The sequence below is a fragment of the Rhodospirillales bacterium genome (genome assembly GCA_016712595.1).
GTDB lineage: Bacteria > Pseudomonadota > Alphaproteobacteria > Rhodospirillales > Defluviicoccaceae > Defluviicoccus.
Genome location: JADJQT010000002.1, coordinates 864,993 through 886,922 on the forward strand (window position 1 = coordinate 864,993; position 21,930 = coordinate 886,922).

The 21,930-nt window shown below is 63.7% G+C and carries 17 protein-coding genes and 4 pseudogenes; 8 read left to right on the forward strand and 13 right to left on the reverse strand.

From position 1 onward, the window contains the following. Nucleotides 1-338 precede the first annotated feature (338 nt). A complete protein-coding gene (locus tag IPK66_15815) occupies nt 339-584 on the forward strand; it encodes a hypothetical protein (GenBank protein MBK8176662.1) in 246 nt (81 codons plus the stop codon). Nucleotides 585-690: 106 nt separating this feature from the next. Here IPK66_15815 and IPK66_15820 read toward each other — a convergent pair whose 3' ends face one another. Continuing rightward, a complete protein-coding gene (locus tag IPK66_15820; GenBank protein ID MBK8176663.1) occupies nt 691-1,044 on the reverse strand; it encodes a hypothetical protein in 354 nt (117 codons plus the stop codon). A gap of 106 nt (nt 1,045-1,150) precedes the next feature. On the opposite strand from IPK66_15820, the gene IPK66_15825 reads away from it, so the two are divergent. Further along, nucleotides 1,151-1,846, forward strand: coding sequence for an IS6 family transposase (locus IPK66_15825; protein ID MBK8176664.1), 696 nt, complete (start codon nt 1,151-1,153; stop codon nt 1,844-1,846). A 183-nt stretch (nt 1,847-2,029) separates the two neighbouring features. On the opposite strand, the gene cyoD is transcribed toward IPK66_15825, so the two are convergent. The 8 genes from cyoD to IPK66_15865 form a co-directional block, all read right to left on the reverse strand. Continuing rightward, a complete protein-coding gene (cyoD, locus tag IPK66_15830; protein ID MBK8176665.1) occupies nt 2,030-2,395 on the reverse strand; it encodes a cytochrome o ubiquinol oxidase subunit IV in 366 nt (121 codons plus the stop codon). Beyond that, nucleotides 2,395-3,039, reverse strand: coding sequence for a cytochrome o ubiquinol oxidase subunit III (gene cyoC / locus IPK66_15835; protein MBK8176666.1), 645 nt, complete (start codon nt 3,037-3,039; stop codon nt 2,395-2,397). The genes cyoD and cyoC overlap by 1 nt, the downstream gene beginning before the upstream one ends. After that, a complete protein-coding gene (cyoB, locus tag IPK66_15840; GenBank protein MBK8176667.1) occupies nt 3,036-5,009 on the reverse strand; it encodes a cytochrome o ubiquinol oxidase subunit I in 1,974 nt (657 codons plus the stop codon). The genes cyoC and cyoB overlap by 4 nt, the downstream gene beginning before the upstream one ends. Nucleotide 5,010: 1 nt before the next feature. Beyond that, nucleotides 5,011-5,940 (reverse strand): ubiquinol oxidase subunit II, encoded by a 930-nt coding sequence (cyoA, locus tag IPK66_15845; GenBank protein ID MBK8176668.1) that lies wholly within the window; start codon nt 5,938-5,940, stop codon nt 5,011-5,013. A gap of 14 nt (nt 5,941-5,954) precedes the next feature. Then, nucleotides 5,955-7,685, reverse strand: coding sequence for a ubiquinone-dependent pyruvate dehydrogenase (poxB, locus tag IPK66_15850; GenBank protein ID MBK8176669.1), 1,731 nt, complete (start codon nt 7,683-7,685; stop codon nt 5,955-5,957). A 274-nt stretch (nt 7,686-7,959) separates the two neighbouring features. Further along, nucleotides 7,960-8,355, reverse strand: coding sequence for a hypothetical protein (locus tag IPK66_15855; protein MBK8176670.1), 396 nt, complete (start codon nt 8,353-8,355; stop codon nt 7,960-7,962). A gap of 230 nt (nt 8,356-8,585) precedes the next feature. Next, entirely contained in the window at nt 8,586-10,646 is a 2,061-nt protein-coding gene (locus tag IPK66_15860; GenBank protein MBK8176671.1) for a thiamine pyrophosphate-requiring protein, read from the reverse strand. A 486-nt stretch (nt 10,647-11,132) separates the two neighbouring features. Continuing rightward, nucleotides 11,133-12,395, reverse strand: coding sequence for a sodium:proton antiporter (locus tag IPK66_15865; GenBank protein ID MBK8176672.1), 1,263 nt, complete (start codon nt 12,393-12,395; stop codon nt 11,133-11,135). A 170-nt stretch (nt 12,396-12,565) separates the two neighbouring features. On the opposite strand from IPK66_15865, the gene IPK66_15870 reads away from it, so the two are divergent. Together IPK66_15870 and IPK66_15875 are read left to right on the forward strand one after the other, a co-directional pair. Then, nucleotides 12,566-13,333 carry a DUF4396 domain-containing protein gene (locus IPK66_15870; protein ID MBK8176673.1) on the forward strand — a complete coding sequence of 256 codons (768 nt, stop codon included), beginning with the start codon at nt 12,566-12,568 and terminating at the stop codon, nt 13,331-13,333. Nucleotides 13,334-13,528: 195 nt separating this feature from the next. Beyond that, nucleotides 13,529-15,328: a glycoside hydrolase family 15 protein gene (locus tag IPK66_15875; protein ID MBK8176674.1), complete on the forward strand. Its 1,800-nt coding sequence runs from the start codon at nt 13,529-13,531 to the stop codon at nt 15,326-15,328. A 35-nt stretch (nt 15,329-15,363) separates the two neighbouring features. Here the strand turns inward: IPK66_15875 and IPK66_15880 are convergent, their stop codons facing one another. From IPK66_15880 to IPK66_15890, 3 genes and pseudogenes are all read right to left on the reverse strand, one after another. Beyond that, nucleotides 15,364-15,744, reverse strand: a complete 381-nt coding sequence (locus IPK66_15880) for a sensory rhodopsin transducer (protein ID MBK8176675.1) — start codon at nt 15,742-15,744, stop codon at nt 15,364-15,366. 14 nt (nt 15,745-15,758) lie between these two features. Next, nucleotides 15,759-16,855 (reverse strand): annotated as a pseudogene (locus IPK66_15885) (mandelate racemase). A gap of 16 nt (nt 16,856-16,871) precedes the next feature. After that, on the reverse strand, nt 16,872-17,927 hold the full coding sequence (locus IPK66_15890) for an SDR family oxidoreductase (GenBank protein ID MBK8176676.1): 1,056 nt from the start codon (nt 17,925-17,927) through the stop codon (nt 16,872-16,874). 208 nt (nt 17,928-18,135) lie between these two features. Here IPK66_15890 and IPK66_15895 point away from each other — a divergent pair, with 208 nt between their 5' ends. Then, nucleotides 18,136-19,065, forward strand: a complete 930-nt coding sequence (locus tag IPK66_15895; protein MBK8176677.1) for a cation transporter — start codon at nt 18,136-18,138, stop codon at nt 19,063-19,065. 146 nt (nt 19,066-19,211) lie between these two features. Here the strand turns inward: IPK66_15895 and IPK66_15900 are convergent. After that, nucleotides 19,212-19,373: pseudogene (locus IPK66_15900) on the reverse strand (transposase). A gap of 333 nt (nt 19,374-19,706) precedes the next feature. Between IPK66_15900 and IPK66_15905 the strand changes: the two are divergent. The 3 genes and pseudogenes from IPK66_15905 (at nt 19,707) to IPK66_15915 (ending at nt 21,787) form a co-directional block, all read left to right on the forward strand. Further along, the gene (locus tag IPK66_15905) at nt 19,707-20,306 is read left to right on the forward strand and encodes an IS1595 family transposase (GenBank protein MBK8176678.1); all 600 of its coding nucleotides are present in this window, start codon (nt 19,707-19,709) and stop codon (nt 20,304-20,306) included. 75 nt (nt 20,307-20,381) lie between these two features. Then, nucleotides 20,382-21,241, forward strand: a pseudogene (locus tag IPK66_15910) (site-specific integrase). Between the two features lie 12 nt (nt 21,242-21,253). Further along, nucleotides 21,254-21,787, forward strand: a pseudogene (locus tag IPK66_15915) (transposase). Nucleotides 21,788-21,930: the final 143 nt, after the last annotated feature.

Consider the following 21,930-nt stretch of genomic DNA (forward strand, 5'->3'; position numbering starts at 1 on the left):
GCCGATCGCCGGCGACGGACCTGGCGGAGGCAGCGGTCGGCTTCACGCTCGCCGCACTGGGCGTGCTGGAAAACCTAATGTTGACCGGCGCGGGGGCGATCAACCTGACCGGCAACACGCTCGCCAACGTCCTCGTCGGCAACCGCGCCGCATACCGGCTGGCCGGCGGGAGCGCCGACCTGTTCATCTGAACTGAAGGGCGGCGACACCGCCGACAGCCTCGTCGCGGCGGTGGGCAACCGGCTCGACTTCAGCGCCGCGCTCAAGGAGGCGTTCGAGGTAAACAACGTCAGGCTGGCCACGACGGCAGGTGACCTGCGATCGGTGGAACGTTCACGGTGGGAGCGACCAACATCCGCTTCCTTGCCGCGACCGACCAGCTGCAGATCGACATCGACGGCAACGCCCTGTTCGGCGCCGTCGACTTTGAGGTCGTCCTCGGCGGCGTCAGCACGGTGGCCTGTTCAGCCGCGCTCGACACCCTCCCTGCTCGGCTGGGCCTGTTGCGCAGCGGCGCCCGGCGAGGAACACGCGCAGGCGCGCCGCCGCCCCCTTGCCCCCTTCGCCGATCCCCCCACGATTGATGCTGACGGGGTCCGGTTGCGAGCGGCCCGTCGATCGTCGTCGGCTTCCGCTTTCGCGAGAACCGAAGAGCGGGGCCCGATCGACGCTGATGACCCTTCGCGCCGGCTATCGCTCAAGGACTCGTTGTTTCTGCTCGTCCCAGGTGGTCAGCACCACCCGTGTAAGGTCCTCCAACTGCATGCCCTTCGGCTGTCGCCCGTCGAGGATGGCCTCGATGATGTCGGGGGCCATCAGCGTCAGGCGGAGCAGGCGGTTGACGAAGCTGCGGGTGACGCCCTCGGCCTCGGCCAGTTCGCCGGCCGATCGATACCTGCGCTCTTCCAGCATCCCCTTCCAGCGGTGCGCCCGCGCCAGCGCGCGAATCAGGGTGTCGTCCGGCCGTGGCTTCGCCGGCGCCCAGGCATCGCCGCCGTCCGGGGCGACGATCACCTTGCGGCCGCCACGCCGTTTCCAGGTCATCGGGATGCGGACGGTGATGATCTTGCCGTCGAACTCCCAGTTCTCGCCGGGGAAGGCACTGTCACGGGAACGTTGGCCTGCGCCACCGCCGCGGTAGCCTGCGGGGATGCAGCCTGTCTCGTACGCCCGTCACCAATTCCCGCCGAGCGTGATTCAGCACGCGGTGTGGCTCTATCTTCGTTTCCAGCTCAGTCTCAGGGACGTCGAAGATTTGTTGGCCGAACGCGGCCTGGACGTCAGCTACGAAACGATCCGTCGCTGGGTGATGAAGTTCGGTACGGCTTACGCGAAGCGGCTCAAGGCTGGACGCCCGAAACCGGTCGGACGGTGGCATCTCGACGAAATGTTCGTCTCGATTGGTGGTCGACCAATGTATCTGTGGCGCGCTGTGGATGCCGAAGGGGAAGTGCTGGACATCCTGGTCCAACGCCGCCGCAATAAGCATGCTGCGCTTAAACTTCTTCGCAAGTTGTTGAAAACGCGGGGAATGAGTCCCGACGCCATCGTGACGGACAAGCTGAGATCCTATGGGGCAGCACTTCGCGCGCTCGGCATGCAGCGACGACACGTAACTGGTGGCCGTTCGAACAATCGCGCCGAGAATTCACACCAGCCCGTGCGACGACGAGAGCGGGCGTGGCTGAGGTTCAAGAACCCGGGGTCAACCCAGCGCTTTCTGTCCGCTCACGCTGCCGTCTACAACACGTTCAACGTCCAACGCCATCTGATCTCGCGCCGAACCCTGCGTATCTTCCGTGCCACCGCCTTTGCTCAATGGAGCATCGTTACGAGCGTCGCGTGAACACACGCGAGCAGCTTTCCCCAGTTCGAGCGTCTCGTGAAGATGTGACAATGACCCCCCAGGGAATGCACAAACTACATCACCAATTGCGGATATCGACAGTCATCGTGAAATCGCTCTAGCGAGACGAAAATCTACTCCCATAAAGTGAAGGCGGAACATCGTCGCTTTGGAGACCTGCATTCAATGCATCGGAGCGGGCATCATGTTGGCGTTGAGATTGGCGATGATCCAGCAGGAGCCGGTGATGACGAGAAAGACAATGAGCAGGCCGAAGGCCAGCGCCAGAATATTGTTCGTGTGATCGGGCCCGCTACCCAGGTGCAGGAAGAAGACGAGGTGAACGCCGATCTGCGCGAAGGCGAGGACGATCAGCCCCACCGCAATGCCCGGTGCCCACAAAAGGTCAGTCTGCGAAACGACGAACGAAGCGATCGTCGCGAGGATCGCGAGGCCGAGCCCCACGCTGTACGAAAGAACGCCGGCACCGGCCTCGTTCTGCTCGACCCCCGGCGTCCGGTCGTAAAGCAAATGATCGTCGTCGCTCATCACCGGGCTCCCATCAGGTAAACCAGCGTCATCACTCCGATCCAGACGATGTCGAGCGCGTGCCAGAACAGGCTGAAGCATAGCAGGCGACGCAGCACGGCAGGTCGCAGGCCCTTGGCGACGACCTGGGCCACCAGATAAACGAGCCAGACGAGGCCGAGGGTGACATGCGCGCCGTGGGTGCCGACGAGGGTGAAGAAGGCAGAAAGGAAGGCGCTGCGCGATGGTACGGCGCCCGCGCCCACCATCCCGCCGAATTCGGAAATCTCGATGAAGAGAAAGGCCCCGCCGAGGACGAACGTGAGGGCGGCAAATAGGAGGAAGCGCGACGTCTGCCGTCGTTCGGCGGACAACGCCCCGAGCCCGCACGTATAGCTTGAGAACAGCAGGCACATCGTCTCGATAAAGACGTTGCGAAGATTGAACAGCTCGCTTCCGGCGGGTCCGCCGGCGGTGTTGCCCGACAGGACCGCGTACGCTGCGAACAGCGCCGAGAACATGACGATGTCACTGAGGATAAAGATCCAGAACCCGTAGGCGACGACGATGCGGGTCGGGGCCGGCCCATCGCCCGGCCGGTGACCAAATCCCCCTCCGTGCTCGGCGGAGACGGCGCCGACGGTATCGAGTGCCGCTGTCGTCATGCTGACCGCCCGAGGCCCGAGCGGGCCTGTTCCATATCCGCGACTTCGGACGCCGGGATTTCATGCTCCCGGTGGTCGGACCAGCCGAACACGAGAAGCGTGACCGCGGTGGCGAGAAGGCCGAAGATCACCAGCGCCCAGATATGCCAGATCAGGGCGAAGCCGGTCACCACCGCGAAGAACGCGAGGATGAAACCGACCGGACTGTTGCAGGGCATCTCGATGCTTTCGTAGCGAGGCGCCTCGGTTGGGCGGAGCCCGCGCCGCTTCATCTCCCAGAAGGCGTCGATTGCCTCGACTCTGGGCAACACCGCGAAGTTGTACGCCGGCGGAGGCGAGGTGGTCGCCCACTCCAGAGTTCGGCCGTTCCAGGGATCGCCGGTCATATCGCGGCGACGCTCGCGCGTGCGGATGCTGACAGCGAGTTGGGCGATCTGGCAGAGAATGCCGCAGAAAATGACGATGGCACCACACTCGGCGACCAGCAGCAGTGGCTGCCAGCCCGGCTCGGGAATGTGCTGCAGGCGCCGGGTCATCCCCATCAGGCCCAGGACATAGAGCGGGGTGAAGGCGAGATAGAAGCCGACGAGCCAGCACCAGAAGCTGGCTTTGCCGAACCGCGCGTCGAGGGTGAAACCGAACACCTTGGGGAACCAGTAATTGTAGCCCGCGATGCCGGCGAAGATGACGCCGCCGATGATGACATTGTGGAAATGGGCAACCAGGAAGGTGCTGTTGTGCAGGACGAAATCGATCGGTGGAACAGCGAGGAGAACCCCGGTCAGCCCGCCGATGACAAACGTGACCATGAAGCCGATGGCAAACAGCATCGGCGTGCTGAACACGACCCGCCCGCGAAACATCGTGAACAGCCAGTTGAAGACCTTGACGCCGGTCGGCACGGCGATGATCGACGACATGATGCCGAAGAACGCATTCACGTCGGCCCCCGCTCCCATCGTGAAGAAGTGGTGCAGCCAGACCGTAAAGGAGAGGATGCAGATGCCCAAGGTGGCGAGAACCATCGAGCGGTAACTGAACAGAGATTTTCCGGAGAATGTCGCGACCACTTCTGAGTAGACGCCGAATGCCGGCAAGATGAGGATGTAGACTTCCGGATGGCCCCAGGCCCAGAACAGATTAACATACATCATCTGATTGCCGCCGGCATCGTTGGTAAAGAAGTGCATGCCGAGGTAGCGGTCGAGCAACAGCATCACGAACGTCGCGGTCAGGATCGGAAACGCGGCGACGATCAAGAGGTTGGAGGCGAACGCGGTCCAGCAGAACACCGGCATGCGCATGTATGTCATGCCGGGCGCGCGGAGCTTGAGGATCGTGGTGACGAAATTGACGCCGGTCAGCAACGTGCCGATGCCCGAGATCTGCAATGACCAGAGGTAGTAGTCGACGCCCACATCCGGTGAGAAAGCGAGCCCCGAGAGCGGCGGATAGCCCATCCAGCCGGTGCGCGCGAAATTGCCGATGACGAGCGAGGCGTTGATCAGCAGGGCTCCCGAGGCGGTGAGCCAGAAGCTGATCGAGTTGAGCACGGGAAAGGCGACGTCGCGCACGCCGAGCTGCAACGGCACGACGACATTCATCAGGCCGACGACCAGCGGCATCGCCACGAAGAAGATCATGATCGTGCCGTGCGCGGAGAAGATCTGGTCGTAGTGGCTGGGGGGCAGGTAGCCTTGCGCCTCGCCGACGGCCAGCGCCTGCTGGGTGCGCATCATGATCGCATCGGCGAAGCCGCGCAGCAGCATGACCAGCCCGAGGAAGACGTACATGACGCCGATACGCTTGTGATCGACGCTGGTGATCCACTCGCACCAGAGGTAAGGCCACCAGCCCTTCACCGTGATGATCCCGAGCACGACAAGAATGACGAGGGCGACCACCGCCGCGCTGATCAGCGGCAGCGGCTCGTCGAACGGAATTGCCGCCCAGCTCAGCCGTCCCAGCATCTCAACCTCCTGCCTGTGGTACCGCCCGACACCACGCCTCCCCGGCACCGGCCGTCTCGCTGGTGCCCGCCGTCTGGTCGACGATCCGCTCGAACAGGTTCGGTGCGACCGAGCGGTAGGTCATTGCCGGCACGGCTTTGCTCGGCTTCGCCAGTTCCGTGTAGACGGCATCGCCGAGCGCGCCACCCGTATCGCGCACCTGCGCGAGCCAGCGGTCGAATTCGCCGGCCGGGACCGCCTTGATGACGAACCTCATCTCGGCAAATCCGTCGCCGCTGAAATTCGCCGAGAAACCGGGGTATTCACCCGGTTCGTCAGCGAGCAGGGCGAGGTGCGTGGTCATCCCGCCCATCGTGTAGATCTGGCTGCCGAGTTGCGGGACGAAGAATGAGTTCATCACCGTCGCCGAAGTGAGCCGGAACGAAACCGGAGTTCCCGCCGGAACGACCAGCGTGTTGACGGTGGCCACGCCCTCGTCCGGGTAGATGAACAGCCATTTCCAGTCGAGCGAGACGACGTCGACCCGCAACGGCGGGGCGTTCGCGGGAATGGGTGCCCGCGGATCGAGATCGTGCGAGCCGATCCAGATCACCCCGCCGAGCAAGGTCACGATCAGCGCCGGGATCGACCAGACGACGAACTCCAACCGTCCCTCGTAGGACATCTCGGGGCTGCGCTCGGCACGCGGATTGGATGATCGGTACCACCAGGCGAACACCAAGGTCGCGAGGATCACCGGCGCAACGACGACAAGCATGATCGCCGTGGCGTTGATCAAGATCAGGCGCTCCGCCGCGGCGATCGGTCCTCGGGGATCGAGGATGCCGGCCGGCTGACACGAGACGACGAGCAACGCGCTGCAAACGGCGAGCCCGCGGGCAAGCCCCGAACGCCAACACCTTCGTTGCAGATTGGCTGTTCCTGATCGCATCGGAAACGAGCCTCCTAACGCCACAGATTGGTTCGGGCGAGGTCGATCACTTCGTCGGTTCTGCCGCCGATCACCGCCTTTACCATGTAGAGCGTAAAGCCCTTGGCCATCTCGAGCGTGATCGACGGCGGCATGACCAGTTCCGTCCGGTTCACCACCGCATCGATGAGTACCGGCCCCTCGTGGGCAAGGGCAGCGGTTATCCCGTCGTCCACGTCGGCGGGGTCTTCGAGCCGGATACCGCGGATGCCGATGGCTTCGGCCATCGCCGCGAAGTTCGGATTTTGCAGTTCCGTGCCGAAATCGAGAAATCCGGTCGATTTCTGCTCGAGCTCGATGAACCCGAGCGCGCCGTTGTTGAACACCACCACCTTCACCGGAAGGCGGTGCTGGGCGAGGGTGAGGAAGTCGCCCATCAGCATGGTGAAACCGCCGTCGCCGGATAGGGAAATGACCTGCCGGCCGGGAAACGCTGCCTGGGCGCCGATCGCCTGCGCCATGGCGTTGGCCATCGAGCCGTGCCAGAACGAGCCGACGAGTCGCCGCTTTCCGTTCATCGCAAGGTAGCGCGCCGCCCACACTGTCGGAAGCCCGACGTCGCAGGTGAAGATGGCGTCTTCCGCCGCGCGGTCGCTGACCGCCTTGGCGATCTGCTGCGGGTGGATCACCCCCTTGCCGCGGGTGGCTACGGCGAGATCGTCGAGCCCCTTGCGCGCTTTGGCATAGTGGTCCTGCGCCTGGGCGAGATGCGCGCCGTCGCGTTTTTCGTCGAGTAGCGGGAGCAGTGCCGCGAGCGTCGCCCGGACGTCGCCGGCGACGCCGAGATCGACGGGAACCCGCCGGCCAATGTTCTCCGCCCGGATGTCCACCTGCGCGATGCGAACGTTCGGTCCGTCGGGATAGAACTGACGATAGGGAAAGTCGGTGCCGAGCATCAGCAGGACGTCGCAGTCGCGCATCGCGTAATAGCCGGACGAGAAGCCGATCAGTCCGGTCATGCCGACGTCGTAGGGGTTCTCCCACTCGACATGCTCCTTGCCGCGGAGCGCGTGCACCATCGGCGCCTTGAGGCGCTCGCCCAGAACGAGAAGCGCGTCGTGCGCACCTTCGCACCCGGAGCCGCACAAGATAGTCACCCGGGCCTCGCCGTTAAGCAGTGCCGCAAGGCGTTCGAGATCGCCTCGCCGCGGTGCGACGTCCGGTGCCGGCGGCAGCCCCTCGGCCTTGGTGGGCGGCGCCTCGACGGCCGCCTGCAGTGCCACGTCGCCGGGCAGCACCAGCACCGACACACCGCGCTCGCCGACGGCGGTACGGATGGCGATCTCGATGGCGCGGGGCATCTGGTTGGCACCGGCGACGAGCTCGCAATAGTGGCTGCATTCCTGGAAGAGCGTCTGCGGATGGGTGTCCTGGAAGTAGCCGCTGCCGATCTCAGCCGACGGAATATGGGCGGCGATGGCAAGCACGGGCACGCGCGAGCGGTGACAGTCGAACAGCCCGTTGATCAGATGCAGATTGCCCGGCCCGCAACTCCCGGCACAGGCCGCCAGCGCCCCCGTCAGATGGGCCTCGGCCCCGGCCGCGAACGCGGCGACCTCTTCGTGTCTGACATGTACCCAGTCGATCTGGCCCTGGCGGCGAATGGCGTCGGTCAGGCCGTTGAGGCTGTCACCGACGATCCCGTATATCCGCCGGACGCCTGCTGCGGCGAGAATTTCCACGAACTGCTCGGCAACGGTTTTTATCTCCCGTCTCCCTGGCCGATCGCGCGCCGACGCTCTGCGCCGTGCCTGGGTTGTCGCCGGGGAGCCACCCTGTCACGCCGGAGCCGTTCACGCTGTGAAGCAGCACCGACGTAGGGCCTCGCCCTCACTAGCCTCAACCCATTGACATAATTGCGCGAGTTTCGTTTGGGGTGGGATCCCGATTTGCGCCGATCGCCCCCCCCCACCTGATCGTTTCTGCCAAAATTTCAACACGTTGACTCTGTTTTGGCAAGGGGTCCGCTTGGACGCTCTTTCACATATCGCGCCAAACGCGCGTGGCACGATCGGCAAGTTTGGAGTCGAGGGCATCTTCAATCAGCAACGACTTCAGGTCGCTCTCCGTGGAATCCACGCCGTTGTGACCAGCGGCACGTCCAGCTTGCGGCGCCATCCTCAAGACTTCGGCAAGGTGCACGGGATGACGGTCGCTGAGCTGGGATATCTGCTCGAGATCCGATAGAGGATCGCCCGTCAGCATCTCGAACAGCAGTCGCGCTCGGCCGCGGGTTGAATACTTTTCCTCGAGAGTGCCGCGATAGCTCGGGCACATGACCTTCCCGGAGCGATTTCGGCACTTGCCGACGCCGACGCAACGACTGGCGGCACCGACAAAATCCCTTTCCTTGCGATAGGTGAAGGCGGTCTCCACGGCTGGGGGGGGGGAAATCGGGGCCGGCGCGCAGGTTTGCGTCCATGGACAGGGGGTTGACGACCTTGCCCGGGTTCATCTTCCCGTCGGGATCCCAGATCGACTTGAACTCACGGAACGCCTCGATCAGCTCCGGGCCGTACATCTTCGGCAGCAGATAGGCCCGGATCTGTCCATCGCCATGCTCTTTGGAGAACGAACCCCGGTAAGAGAGCACCAGGTCGGACGCGTCATCCAGGAAGCGCCGCCAGCGCCGGATGCCGTCGTTGCTGGACAGATCGAAATCGATGCGGACGTGGATGCAACCATCGCCGAAATGGCCAAAGAGCGCGCACCCGTACTCGTAACGCTGGAGAAGGGCGCGGAACTCGCGCAAGTAGGCTCCGACCTTCTCGGGCGACGTTGAAGCTCCTCTCGGGGAGCAGTTCGTCGAAATTGTAGCCCGAGACTCGACGGGGTATCCGCGGGTAGCGGGCCCGGATCAGGTCGGCGTATCGATCGCGCAACGCCTTGAGTTTCGCGTGGATTTCGCCGCGGCGACCGCCATCGCGAATGATCGCCTGCAGTTCGTCGTCCGCGGTCGCCCCGACCCACATCCGGTGGCCATCGTAGGTCAGCACCTCCAGCCGGCGCACGTTGTCGGCGGTTCGCCCCGCCATCACCGAATGGACGCCACAGGAGTTGTTGCCGATCATTCCACCCAGCGTGTTGTGGGCGTGGGTGGCCGGATCAGGGCCAAACGTCAGGTGATGACGCTCGGCGGACTGGCGCAAATCATCGAGAACGCAGCCCGGCTGCACGCGCGCCAACTTCGCCTCCGGCCGGATTTCAGTAATCTCGTTGAGATATTTGGACATGTCGACGACAACGGCCGTATTGCAGCACTGACCGGCGAGGCTCGTGCCGCCGCCGCGTGGCAGCAACGGGGCACCGTGGGCGCGGCTACCGGCATCGAATCGCACTTCGCCGGAGATGGCGATGACCGGCCGGTCGGGATATGCCATTTTGGCGGCGAAGGCATATGGCACGCCGCTGCCCATGGTCGCGAGCTTGCCAGAGAGCGAGCCCATCATGCCCCGGCGCATCTTGATGTTACGCGCATACCAGTTGGTGTGCGAGCCGGAGTCGCCACACACGATCGCGTCGTCGGGCAGAATCGACGACAGCTCCCAAAAGATCCGCTGTGGATTGATGGGGTTTGCAGGTTCCATCGCCTTGGCTTCGACCTCGCGCCACCACGACGCGACATTGTCCTCGATCGTCGATCGCCATTTCCCATCGCCTTTGGCTTTGAGGAGCGGGATCAAGCGCCTGAGGGTCTCCGCGCTGTCGCCAACGAGGTTGACCTCGGTGGGGTAGCGCAGATTAAAGTTGCGGGGCTGAATATCGATCTGGACGGCGCGCGCCTGACCCTCTTTCGGCAGGAACTCTGCGTAAGGAAAGGTCGTGCCGACCAGCAGCAGCGTGTCGCAGTCTCGCATCATCTCCCAGCTCGGGCGCGTGCCCAGGAGCCCGATCGAACCGGTGACAAAGGGCAGATCGTCCGGCACTGCGGCCTTGCCGAGCAACGCCTTGGCGACGCCCGCGCCGAGCGCCTCGGCGACGGCGACGACTTCGTCGGTCGCATGCAGTGCTCCGGCGCCGGCGAGAATGGCGACGCTGCTTCCCTCATTCAGCACTGCCGCGGCACGCGCCAGGTCATCGTCGGTCGGCGTGGGATGGGGGTCCGCATAACCGACGCCGGAATAGACATTGCCATGAGTCCGCGGCGGGCTTTCAATCGCGCCCATCTCCTGAACGTCGTTAGGAACAATGATGCAGGTGACCGTGCGTTCGGCGGCGGCGATGCGGATGGCCCGGTCGACCACGTGACGAACCTGCGCCTGGTTCACGATGGTTTCGACGTATGATGCCGCGACGTCTTTGAACAGATTATGCAGATCGACTTCCTGCTGATAATCGCTGCCGAGCGACGAGGATGCCTGCTGCCCCACGATCGCGACAACGGGAACATGGTCCATCTTCGCGTCATAGAGGCCGTTCAAGAGATGGATTGTCCCCGGCCCGGAGGTGGCGAGACAAAGGCCGACTTCGCCGGTGAATTTGGCGTGCCCGCCGGCCATGAAGGCCGACATCTCTTCGTGGTGAACCCGAATGTAGTCAAAACGGTCTTCCATTCGCCCCATGGCGCCCATCAAGCCACTGATCCCGTCGCCCGGGTAACCGTGGACGCGGCGGATGCCCCAATCGGCAACGCGCTGAAGCAGAAAATCGCCGACAGTCTGGCTCATGACTCCCTCCTCCAGTTCAAAGTTGTATGCGGCGCAAACCCCGCGCTCAGACCGTCTGCGCTCAGCTCGTCACAGTGAACGCCTCGTCAAACGCCAGTCAAACACCTGCTCCGTCCAACGTTAGCCAGCCACGATCGTTCCGATTTTCAGGGTAGTCCTTCAGTGAATGAGGAGAGTTACTCTCGGCAAGCGGCTGACGCACCTCGTATTCCGAAGTTTGTGCGATTTTCTCTGGCTTGGGGAGGGACTGACACAGGCTGGCAGGAAACAGCGGCATGCTCCCGGATTTACATAGAGGACACGGTCCCAACTACTGCGTCCGGATCGCCTTTATCCGCGATCACCGGCGGCCCCTATCCGACCGACCTGCGGAAAACGATGAAAATTATTACCAGGGGAGACGACTAACGCAGAGCGCTGTGAGGCTGGTAACCATGAGCCGCTGGTTCTGCGCTCCGCGCGAGGCTTATTCTCTGTGAGTTGAGATCAGCAGCGCGCTTGCTCACGCTGGACGAGGCGGCGCACCACCCGACCCAGCGACAGGCCCTGAACAAGGATGCTGAACAGAACGACGGAATAGGTGATCGCAAGGATCAGCGGCTTGCTTGCGGAATCCGGCATGGACAGCGCCAGCGCCACCGAGATGCCGCCCCGAAGACCGCCCCAGATCAGCACGGGGACCGTGCCGGGGGCGAACCGGTGCCATGTACGGAGGATCAGGAACGGGATCGATACCGCCAGGGTTCTGCCGGCCAGCACCAGAGGAATGGCGAGCGCAATCAGCCAGGTGAAGGCGGCGTCGAAACCGAGTACCAGCACTTCCAGGCCGATTAGCAGGAACAGCACCGAGTTGAGAATCTCGTCGACAACCGTCCAGAAGGCGAACAGGTAGCGCTGCGTTTCATCGCTCAGTGCGTCCTGCGGCCCGCGGTGGCCGATCAGCAGACCGGCGACGACGACCGAGATCGGCCCGCTCATGTGCAGGCGGCTGGCGAGCGCGTAGCTGCCGGTGACCAGCGCCAGCGAAATCAGGATCTCGACAGGGAAATCGTCGATCGCCCGCATCGCCCGATAGGCAACATAGCCGCTGGCGAACCCCAGAATCGCACCGCCCAATGCCTCGTAGAAGAACATCTCGGCAACACACATGACGCTGACCCCCTTCCCCTCACCGCCAGCAGCGAGAGCCAGAAGCACGGCGAAGATGACGACGCCGACGCCGTCGTTGAACAGCGACTCACCCGCCATGTCGGTCTCGAGGACTTCGGGAACCCGGACCTGTTTCAGGGTGCCGAGCACGGCGACCGGGTCCGTCGGGCTGATCAACGCGCCGAACACCAAAGCCCAGGAAAGAGGAAGGGGCGTGCCGAGCGCGCGGGCGAGCCACCACAGACCATAACCGACGACCACCGTCGAGATGAGCACGCCCAGCGTCGCCATCAGGCCGACCGAGGCTGAACGCCTTTTCAGCGTGGAGAAGTTGACGTGCAGTGCGCCCGCGAACAGCAGAAAACCGAGCATCCCTTCGAGGAGCGCCTGCTGGAAGTGAACCTGCCGGACGAGGCCGGTCAGCTCTTCGTAGGCCTTGATGTCGGCGTCGTAGGCCTCGACCGCCGAGAAGGCCAACGAGGCGACCAGCCCGATCAACAGCAGGCCGATCGCGTGCGGCAGGCCGATGAACCGATGGTTGATCCAGCCGAACGTCGCCGTCAGAGCGAGCAGGACGGTGATCAACTCAAAAACCGACATCTCGATCTCCCGGTCGTTTTGGCGGAACGCCCGGCGCGTTCACGAAGTGCCGTTGCGGCGCGCGAACGCTCCAGCAGGATCGCTTCAGATCAAAGGGGGGAACCCGCTGCCGCGCAGGCCGTTCCCGAAGGGATTGCCCGAACGAGGACCAATACGGGGAGCGGAATGGAATGACCGCTTTTGCTTGGCTACATGATGCCGCCATGCTGTCGATTGCGATCGGGGCGGCATCGGCGCTGATCATTGCGGTGGACGAAATCAAACGCCCGCAGATGATGTGGATCATGAACGCGGTCTGGCCGCTCACGGCACTGTTCGGCACCGTCTTCACCCTTTGGGCCTATTTTAGGTACGGCCGTGCCACTCCGAAGCATGACGCCCCGAATCATCACGGGATGACTCACCAGGGGCCGGGCGGCGACAGCGGCCATCATCACGCGCGGAATCAGGATCGATCCTCATTTCCGGTCAAGGTGGGAAAGGGGACATTGCACTGCGGCAGTGGCTGCACCCTCGGAGACATTGTCGCGGAATGGCTCGCCTTCCTGGCACCCGTCGTCGCGGTTTGGTTCGGCTGGCGCTGGCTGTTCGAAACGAAGATGTTCGCGGTATGGATCCTCGATTACGTGCTCGCCTTCACGTTCGGGATTGCGTTCCAGTATTTCACCATCAAGCCAATGCGCGAACTGTCCGCCGGACGGGCCCTGGTCGAGGCGGTGAAGGCGGATACCGCTTCCCTGACCGCCTGGCAGATCGGAATGTATGGTTTCATGGCGTTCGCCCATTTCTCCATATTCCCCCGCTTTCTTGGCATCGGGTTGACGGTCAATTCCGTGGAATTCTGGTTGGCGATGCAGATCGCCATGTTGTGGGGGCTCGCGACCAGCTATCCAGTCAACTGGTGGCTGATCCGCAAGGGAGTGAAGGAAGCAATGTAGGGCTGCGCCCTGGTCTCCGCTTTGCCTGGCCGCGGCATTCCCAGCCGGATTTCGACGACGCTTGGCGAGGCAGATCTGTGGCAGCCCCAGGAAAAGCAGTCTTCGTCGATTAACAGGCCGTTGCAAATTCGCATGGAACGGCGTCGCGGTTCCGTAGGTCGGACCTACTATCACCCTCAGCATCTCGGCGGAACAATGGCACTACCTATCGAAGATTACGCGCTGATCGGTGACATGCACACAGGGGCGCTGGTCGGGCGTAACGGATCAATCGACTGGCTCTGTTTGCCGCGGTTCGACTCGCCCGCATGCTTCGCGGCGCTCGTCGGCAATGACGAGAACGGCGCGTGGTCGCTTTCGCCATGCGGTGAAGTCCGGGCCTCGCGCCGTCGATATCGCGAGCACACGATGGTTGTGGAGACAGAATTCGAAACGGCTGACGGAGTCGTTTCGCTGCTCGACTTTATGGCGCTGACCGACAACTGCGGCCGCGCCGACGTCGTCAGGATTGTCTGCGGTCGAAACGGTACAGTACCGATGAAGACGGCCCTACGTTTCCGCTTCGACTACGGTCGGATCATCCCGTGGGTCAGAAAGGAGGATGGACAGCTGCGTGCCGTCGCCGGGCCGGATGGGCTGTCTCTGCGGACGCCCGTGCGGACCCACGGAGAAGACCACAGCACGATCGCAGAATTCACTGTTCACGAGGGTGATCGCGTTCCGTTTGTATTGACGTGGCATCCGTCCTATCGCTCGCTCCCGTCCCCAATCGAACCGGAGATGGCGTTGCGCCAGACGGAGGCGTGGTGGCACCGCTGGGCTGATGGGTGCAGCTATGAGGGCCCGTGGCGCGATCAGATGGTGCGCTCGCTCCTGACCCTGAAGGCACTGACACACTTACCGACCGGCGGCATCGTCGCTGCGCCGACGACCTCTCTGCCGGAAGCCCTCGGCGGAACGCGCAATTGGGACTATCGGTATTGCTGGGTGCGTGACGCTACCTTCACCCTGCTGGCGTTCGTTGCTTCTGGGTATGAAGACGAAGCAGCGGCGTGGCGCGACTGGCTGCTGCGGGCGGTGGCTGGTGAGCCGTCTCGCGTGCAGGTCGCGTATGGCATCGCCGGTGAGCGTCGCATCGAGGAATCGCAGCTGGACTGGCTGTCGGGATACGAGGGCAGCCGGCCGGTGCGCGTGGGCAACGCCGCACATACGCAGCGTCAGCTCGACATCTACGGGGAGATCATGGATGCCCTGCACGCCGCGCGGACGCATGGGCTGTCGTTCCGCCCGGAAGGCTGGCGTGTGCAGCGGGCGATGCTCAAATTCCTCGGACAGGCGTGGGCGCAACCCGATGAGGGGATCTGGGAAGTGCGGGGACCCCGCCGGCACTTCACGCATTCGAAAATGATGACGTGGGTGGCCTTCGACCGCGCGATTAAGGATGCCGAGCACTTCGGCTGGGATGCGCCGCTCGACGACTGGCGTCAGGTGCGCAAGACGATCTGCAACGACGTTCTCACCAACGGTTTCAATCGTAAGGTCGGTGCATTTACCCAATTCTACGGCGGGACCACTCTTGATGCCGCTCTGCTGCTGATGCCGTTGGTCGGCTTCCTGCCCGCGACAGACCAGCGCGTGGCCGGAACCGTCGAGGCGATTCAGCGCCATCTGAAGAGCGACGGATTTATTCAGCGCTACACCGCCGATCCCAGTGTGGATGGACTCCCGCCGGGTGAGGCCGCCTTTCTGCCGTGCAGCTTCTGGCTGGTCGATAATCTCGCGCTGGCCGGGCGCAACGACGAGGCCGAGCAGTTGTTCGAGCGGCTCTTGGGCGTTTGCAACGACGTCGGCTTGTTATCGGAGGAGTATGATCCGGTCAAGAAGCGCCTCGTTGGCAACTTCCCACAGGCGTTTTCCCATGTCGCCCTGATCAACTGTGCCCACAACCTGACACATGGTCGCACCGGACCTGCCCAGCGGCGGGCGGGTGGGTGAGGTTCTGGGCGGCTGAGCCCCTGCGGCGACTGCCTCTATTCAATTGCGAATGCGATCGTCGAGATCAGCGCCAACGCCTCCTGTCGGGTATCGAGCCGTGTGTGCTGGACGACGACCGGAACATCGGACTCGATCACCGAGGCATAGTCCGTGTCGCGCGGCACGGGAGATGGATCAGTGAGGTCGTTGAAACGCAGGTGCAAGGTGCGGCGTGCCGGAACGACGACCCGGTAGGGACCGACCGGGTCGCGATCGGCAAAGTAAACGGTGATTTTGACCCGCGCATCGTCACCGCCGGCGTTCAGAAAGCAGGCGGTCTCGTGGCTCTCGAAGGCGCGTCCGTCGCCAGTGCTGCAGCTGGGAATGTAGCCTTCGGCGATGACCCACCGCCGCTTTCCGATCGGATGCTTGCTCATCGTCAGTCTCTTTTTCACGCAGCGAAGCATGCGGCGTCCGCCCGCTTGAGGTCCAGTCCCAGCCCGGCTCGGGTGAGGTCGGGTGAGATTGTTCCGCCGCGGGGTGCGAGCGCGCCCTCGAACAGCATCGGTTCGATGCGGGCGTGATCGTGGAAGTATTCAACGTTGCGTACCCGCGCGCAGGCGCAGCCGAGGTGCCCGTGCAGCGTTGGCGCCGTGTGTGCCGATAGCGATATATCCCAAGCGTCGCCGAGCGCGCAGACGATGAGGAAGCCGGTAATGCCGCCACAGCGGGTTGCGTCAGCCTGCAGTACATCGACCGCGCGCGCCGCCAGCATGCGTTGGAAATACATGGGATCGTAACCGTATTCACCGGCCGCAATCTCCATGCACGGAGGCGCACGCTCGATCATCAGCGCAAGACCCGACAAATTGTCGGACGAGACCGGCTCCTCAAACCATAAGACGTCGTGCTCGGCAAAGCGTTCGGCCAGACGCAGCGCCTGCTTGAGGCGGTAGGCGCCTTTCGCATCGACAAAAAGTCCAACGCTCTCGCCAATCGCCTCTCGTGCGCTCAGCACCCGATCCGGGTCACGGCACGGTTCCCGCCCGACCTTCATCTTCACCTGCGAGATGCCGGCCTCGGCCCAGCCGGATAGCTGGCGCGCGAGACGCTCGTCTGAATAGGAGGTAAAACCACCGCTTCCATACACGGAGATGGCGGGCCGCACGCAGCCGATGAGGTTCGCCAGCGGCTGATTTAGAAGCTTGGCCTTCAGGTCCCACACCGCGATGTCGACAGCCGAGATCGCGCAGGCTGCGATCCCCGGCCGGCCAACGTTGCGGACGGACCGGAACATGGCGTCCCACGCCCCCTCGTCGCGAAGGCGTCACGACCGCAGACGATGGGCGCGAGTTTCTCCGCGATCAGGTGTGCCGCCGTCCGGTCCGCGTACGAATACCCGTACCCCACGTTGCCGGCACCGTGCGCCATCGCCAAAACGATGGTCGCTTCGGTCCATTCGATCGTACCGTCGGATTCGGGCGCGTCGGTCGGGATCGTGAACGCCGCCGCTTCGATAAGGTCGATGGAAGCTTCGGGCCGATGCATCGTCGTGAGCGCCTGCTCACACCACATTCTGGCGCTCGAGCCGGCGGCGGGATGGATGGCCGCTTCCGTGACGTCCGCGTGTGGCAACTGCGATCGCCGCACCAATCCCGGCGGCGAGCGCGACACTGGCGCCGATGACAGCGCGGCGAACGTTCGTCGGATCGACCATCACCAGGCTCGACCCCGCCTCCTCGTCGAACCGGCCGCGGGCGCGATGCATCTCTTCCGGTGCCGGCGCTTCCAGATTGTCGATCCGTCCGGGCAGGATGGGACGTTTGGATTGCTGACCGGAAATGACGTGTCGGGCGAGGTAAGCGTCCAGATACTCCGGCATCAGTTGCGCGCCCACGATCGTCTTTATCGAGGACCAGCCGAGCCAGTACTCGCGGCGGGGATCGAGCGCGGCACTGACCAGCGCATCGGCAACCGCCTCCGGCTGGAACACCGGTGCCACCGGACGCGGCTCACTCGGAACGTGTGCGCGTGCCCACTCGAACTGCGGCGTATTGACCGCCGGGAGTTCCACCATGCACACACGGATGGCGCTGCCTTCGGACTTCAACTCCGAGTGCAGCGAGCCAAGAAAACCGCGAATGGCAAACTTGGCACCGCAGTACGCCGACTGCAGTGGGATGCCACGATACGCCAGCGCCGAGCCGACCTGCAGGATCGTGCCGCGATCGCGCGGGCGCATGTGCGCGAGGGCAGCGAGAATCCCGTTGACCGAGCCGAGGTAGGTGACGTCTGTCACCCGTCGAATCTCCTGCGCGCGCAAGTCCCGGATCGGCGAGAACACGGTGAGCATGGCGGCGTTGATCCACAGATCGATCGGTCCCAGCTCTTCTTCCACCCGCTCGGTCGCTGCGCGCACGGCATCGGCATCAGCCAAGTCGAGGGGCAAAGCCAATCCCGTTCCACCGGCGCGGGTCACGTCTTCGACCGTCGCCACCAGGGCGTCGGCCTGCCGCGCGATCAGTCCGACGCGCGCACCCCTCTTCGCGAACGCCACGGCGGTGGCACGGCCGACCCCAGCCGAAGCCCCAGTGATCACGATCGTCGACGGGCTGTTCATCGCATCTCACCTTTCGTAGCAACGGAGAGAACAACGGAGGTCTGCGACGAGCGTTCCATGCCATCTCATGCACTACAGTGCATTACGCGCGGACATATACATGTGGCTGGTCCATATGGCTGGGTATCCACAATTGGCGCGAAAGCGCCGGAACTTTGGCGGGATTTGCCGGTTCGCCCTGCAGAGCGGCAAATGCAGGGAGCACGAGATGGCGGCAGAGTCCCGGAAAGCAGTCATCGCAGCATTAATGGGCAACGCCGCCATCGCCGCCAGCAAGTTCGTGGCTGCCGCCTTCACCGGCAGTTCGGCGATGATCTCCGAAGGGATTCACTCTGTCGTCGATACCGGCAACCAAGCCATTCTGCTGCTCGGCATGCGCCAGAGCCGCCGCGCTCCGGATGCAACGCATCCCTTCGGATACGGCAAGGAGCTGTATTTCTGGACTCTGATCACCGCGATCCTGATTTTCGCGGTCGGTGGCGGGATGTCTTTCTACGAGGGCATCACCCACATTCTCAATCCTGCCCCGCTAGGCAATGCCATCTGGAACTATATCGTCATCGTCATTGCGCTTCTCTTCGAGGGCTTCAGTTGGAGCGTTGCCTATCGCGCGTTTCGTCGCACGAAGCGGCACCGCGGGTTCTTCGGATCGCTGCACGCCAGCAAGGATCCGTCGCTGATGACGGTGCTGCTCGAGGACAGCGCCGCGATCATCGGCCTGGTGATCGCATTCCTGGGTGTCGCCCTCGGCCACTGGCTGCACAACCCCTATCTCGACGGCAGTGCGTCGCTGGCCATCGGCGTCCTGCTGGCGACGGTTGCCGCCGTCCTTGCTTACGAGAGCAAGGGGTTATTGGTTGGCGAAGCCGTCGTGCCGGAAAAGCTGGCGGCGATACGATCGCTCATCGAAGCCGATCCGGCGGTCCGCGAGGCCGTCCGCGCGCTGTCGATGCATTTTGGTCCGCACGAGATTCTGCTCAACCTCGACATCCGCTTCCGCGATGGCTTATCGGTCTTTGAGCTGAGTGCAGCCATCGACCGGATCGAAAAGGCCATCCGTCGCGACCACCCCGATATCAAGCACATCTTCATCGAAATGGAGTCTCTAACGTCAAAACGTCGTGCAACGGCCGGCTAGAGCATCGGGTGTTCATTCGTGTCCGTATCCTGTGGCATTGAAGTAGTTGCGACACTTGTTTATGAAACGGCATGGAATAAGGACCAGATATTCTGGGTGATCGGCGTTCAAATTTGGCTCTGACGCAATTTTTGTGGTGATTGCGCCTATTGGTGACCGATGACGCTGGCCTGAAGCAAGTCGATTTTTCCTCTACCGTACATCTGGCGTTTGACGAGTTTGAGTTTGGTGATTTGACCTTCGGTATGTCCATTGGACCATGGGGAGACGATTGCCGCCCTGACCGCCGCCTGATCTTTAACGATGCCCGCGTTTATAAGTGAAACGCAGCGATGTTCTTTGATTTAGGGAGTCTTCGTGCGATTCGGGGGCCTCGCGAGATCGAGGTGGTGCAATGTCGGAATCGGTTCGGTCGACGCTGGCTGAAATCAAGACGGTCGATGACATGGTGCGAGCGTTCAACGACGACGAGCGCTGCCGCCGGCTGATGGAAAGCATGGTCTGGCCGACCCGGGCGGGTCTATCCGGCGTGTGGCTATCGACGCTCGATTGCGCTCGCTGGGCGCGATATGGGGAATTGGCGGGCGCGGCCGGGTCTCTACCAGTGCTCGAACGGCAGTTGCCGGTTCCAGTTCACGGTGATGACACGGACACCGCTGCATTCGACCAAGCTGCCGCTCAGCACCTGGCTGAAAGCCCTCTGGCTGACCCTGCAATCGGATAAGGGGCTGTCATCGGTGCGCCTGGCCGAGGCCCTCGAGGTCAGCCAGCCCACGGCATGGCGCATGGGCCATGCGCTGCGTCTGATGATGGCGCGCGAGACTCCGCTGGAGGGAACGGCCGAGATCGATGACTTCTATCTTGGCGGACGGCCCCGCAAGCAGCGCGACGCACCGCCGGTTGGCCGCGGCCGGAAAGGCCAGAAGCCGACGGCCAGGACGCCCGTCCTCGCGGTGGTCGAGCGGCCACATGACGCGGTGATTGGAACGGTCGCGGGTGGCGCCCGGGCCGCGGTGGTGGTCGATCTCTCTGCCATCGAGGCCGAACGAGTCCTCGAGAAGGAGGTCAACGTGGCCGCGACCCATCTGATGAGCGACGCGTGGAGCACCTTTGTCGCCGTCGGCCAGAGCTTCGCCACGCACGATACGGTGCAGCATGCCCGGTGCGAATATGCGCGCGGCACGGTCCACACCAATTCCGTGGAGGGATTGAACGAACCCGGTGTCGTGGGAGTGGGGTGATCGGTTAGCGGGGGCGGCTCCCGTCTGGGAGGATTACGGCGTGTTGAAGCCCGATCCTCAGACAGGAGCACCGCGATGGCCGAGATGAGCCCTCTGCGCCGCCGCATGGTCGAGGACATGACCGTCCGCAATCTGTCATTGGCGACGCAACGATCCTATCTTCACGCGGTCAGCAAGTTCAGCGGCCACTTTGGTCGCTCGCCGGACCAGCTTGGCCTGGAGAACGTGCGGGCGTTCCAGGTCCATCTGGTGTCGACCGGCATTTCGTGGCCGGCGCTGAACCAGACGGTGTGTGCGCTGCGGTTCTTCTACGGCGTCACGCTGGGGCACGGTGAGATCCCGGAGCGCATCCCTTATGCACGCGAGCCGCGCACGCTGCCGGTGGTGCTGAATGCCGATGAAGTGGTGCGCTTTCTCGAGGCGGTGCCGAGCCTGAAGACCCGCGTGGCGTTGACGACGGCCTATGCGGCGGGGCTGCGGGCGTCCGAGGCGGTCGGTCTGAAGCTTGCTGATATCGACAGCGCGCGGATGGTGATCCGGGTCGAGCATGGCAAGGGCGGCAAGGACCGCACCGTCATGCTGTCGGCCCAGCTTCTGGGCATCCTGCGCACCTACTGGCGTCTGGCCCGGCCCAGCCACTGGCTGTTCCCCGGCCGCGATGAGACGAAGCCGGTCGACGTCAAGTGCTGCACGCGGCCTGCCGCTCCGCCTGCGCCGCGGCCGGACTTGCGAAGCGGGTGACGGTGCACACGCTGCGGCACAGCTTCGCCACCCACCTGCTGGAGAACGGCACCGACACCCGCATCATCCAGGTGCTGCTTGGCCATGCCAACCTGTCGAGCACGGCGCGCTACACGCGGGTCTCGAACGGCCTGATCCGGCATACGCAGAGCCCGCTCGACCGCCTCACGCTGGAGGTCGTGCCGCCCGCCTGATCCGGCCGCGCGATGGCGGCGACATGGGAAGTGGCGGATGTCTTCCGCCGCCACGGCGAGGCCTATCGGCGCATGCATCACGCTCACCTCGGCCGGGTCGAACGGCGGGTGATCAGCGCCATCACGCTGTGCCGGACGGCGGCGCTGGGCGGCCATGCCGAGAGCTGCGCCGACTGCGGCTTCGTTCGTCGCCTCCGCGATCTGCGGCGCGTCGAATGAGTGGTCTATGCGAAGCCGCCGTTCGGTGGCCCGGAACAGGTGCTGGCCTATCTCGGTCGCTACACCCACCGCGTCGCCATCGCCAATTCGCGCTCGGTCGAGGTGACGGGCAGCGACGTCGCCTTCCGCTGGAAGGACTATCGCCACCACGGCAAGGCGAAGCTGATGGTTCTCGCTGCCGATGAATTCATCCGCCGCTTCCTGCTCCACGCCCTGCCGGACGGCTTCCATCGCATCCGCCATTACGGCTTCCTCGCCAATCACCAACAGGCAGCAAAGCTGGCGCTCCGCCGCGAGCTGCTGGCCGCCTCGCCGACGGTCGATCCCGAGACCAAGGTCCCACCCGAGCAGAAGCAACTTACAAGCGCGTTCGATCGCTGCCCCTGCTGCGGCGGCCCGATGATCACCTTCGCCATCCTTCTGAGGCCGCCGCCGCAACCCTCGTTCCGGCAGGACACTTCATGAGTGGC